Origin of the sequence: Kitasatospora sp. NPDC058048 (assembly GCF_042885555.1) — a bacterium.
GTDB lineage: Bacteria > Actinomycetota > Actinomycetes > Streptomycetales > Streptomycetaceae > Kitasatospora > Kitasatospora lactacystinica.
Map to the genome: position 1 here is coordinate 1 of NZ_JBHVRT010000099.1, position 1,832 is coordinate 1,832.

Annotated in this window: 1 protein-coding gene and 1 pseudogene; both read left to right on the plus strand. The window is 69.2% G+C overall.

The genetic code is table 11. From position 1 onward, the window contains the following. Positions 1-297 (plus strand): annotated as a pseudogene (locus ACFVVA_RS42085) (hypothetical protein); the annotation flags it as partial. Between the two features lie 23 nt (positions 298-320). Next, entirely contained in the window at positions 321-1,475 is a 1,155-nt protein-coding gene (locus ACFVVA_RS42090) for an aliphatic sulfonate ABC transporter substrate-binding protein (protein ID WP_387696010.1), read from the plus strand. Positions 1,476-1,832 lie beyond the last annotated feature (357 nt).

The window sequence follows — 1,832 nt, forward strand, 5'->3', positions numbered from 1 at the left end:
CTCCTCAAGCACACCACCCGCACGGTGCGGGCGCTCGTCAAGGCGATCACCTACCGCATCGACATCGACACTCTCGAACAGCGCTCCGGCGCCGACGGGTTGAACGTCAACGACATCGGCCACGTCGTCCTGCGCACCGCCGAACCGCTGGCGCTCGACGCCTACACCGACAACCGCCGCACCGGATCCTTCCTCCTGATCGACCCGGCCGACGGCACCACCCTCACCGCCGGCATGGCCGGCGAGGCGTTCGACACCGTACGCGCCACGGACACCACAGAGGAGGACTGGGTCTGATGCCCAGCGAGGCCTTCTCGGGCGTGAACCGGCCCCGGGGTTCGAAGCAGCATGTCCTTCTCCCCTCCCTTGTCGTCCTCCTCTGCGCCGCCCTCGTCTCCGGCTGCGGTTACGGCTCGAAGGCCGACAAGTCCTCCGACACCAAGGCCGACGCCTCGGCCTCCGCCGGGGGTTCCGGCGCGAAGCTGTCGGCGGACACGGTGAAGATCGGCTACTTCTCCAACCTCACCCACGGCACCCCGCTGGTCGGCCTCCAGGAAGGGCTGTTCCAGAAGGAGCTGGGCGCCACCCAGATCAAGACCCAGGTCTTCAACGCGGGCCCGGCCGAGATCGAGGCGCTCAACGCCGGCTCCATCGACATCGGCTGGATCGGCCCCTCCCCCGCGATCAACGGCTACACCAAGTCCGACGGCCAGTCCCTGAAGATCATCGGCGGCTCCGCCTCCGGCGGCGTCAAGCTGGTCGTCAACCCCGAGAAGGTCTCCTCGCTGGACGACCTCAAGGGCAAGAAGATCGCCACCCCGCAGCTGGGCAACACCCAGGACGTGGCACTGCTCAACTACCTCGCGGGCAAGGGCTTCAAGGTCGACGCGGCCTCCGGCGCGGGCGACGTCTCCGTCGTGCGCACCGACAACAAGGTCACCCCCGACGCCTACAAGCAGGGCTCCATAGACGGCGCCTGGGTGCCCGAGCCCACGGCCTCCAAGCTGGTCACCCTCGGCGCGAAGGTCCTCCTCAACGAGAAGGACGTCTGGCCGGACAAGAAGTTCGTCATCACCAACATCATCGTCTCGCAGAAGTTCCTCAAGGAGCACCCGGACGTGGTGGAGGCCGTGCTGCGCGGCTCGGTGAACACCAACGCCTTCATCAAGGCCAACCCTGACAAGGCCAAGGCCGACGCCAACGAGGCCATCAAGAAGGAAGCCGGCAACGCGCTGGAGCCGGCGATCCTCGACCCGGCCTGGGCCGACATCGACTTCCTGGACGACCCGCTGGCGAGCACCCTGCAGTCCGAGGCCGACCACGCCGTCACCGCCGGGCTCCTCAAGATTCGCGGTAATCAGGCCGCTGGCGCGGCGGGCAACCTGAACGGCATCTACGACCTCACCCTGCTGAACAAGGTCCTCGCCGCCCAGGGCCGGCCGGCCGTCGCGGACGCCGGGCTCGGCGCCAAGTAGCGCCCGAAGCACCGGCCGACGAGCCCCAAGTTCCCTCCGCGCCTCGGACGTTCAGCCAAGACCCCGCGGTCCGGCCCCGCCCCGCCCGGTCGATCCCGGTCGATGCCCACCGGAACGGGCGGGGCCCGGACCACGGCCCCGCAGACCTCTCCCTCCTTGCCACCCCGGGCAGGAGGGGCCCATGACCACCAACGCAGGAGGTGCCCGGATGACCCCGACACTGACCGCCGAACCGGACACCGTCGCCGTCGCCTCCGGTCGACCCGCCGTCCGCATCTCGCACGTGCACAAGTCCTTCGGCCGTGGGAGCGCGAGCACCCACGTCCTGGACGACATCACCCTCGACGTCGCGCCCGG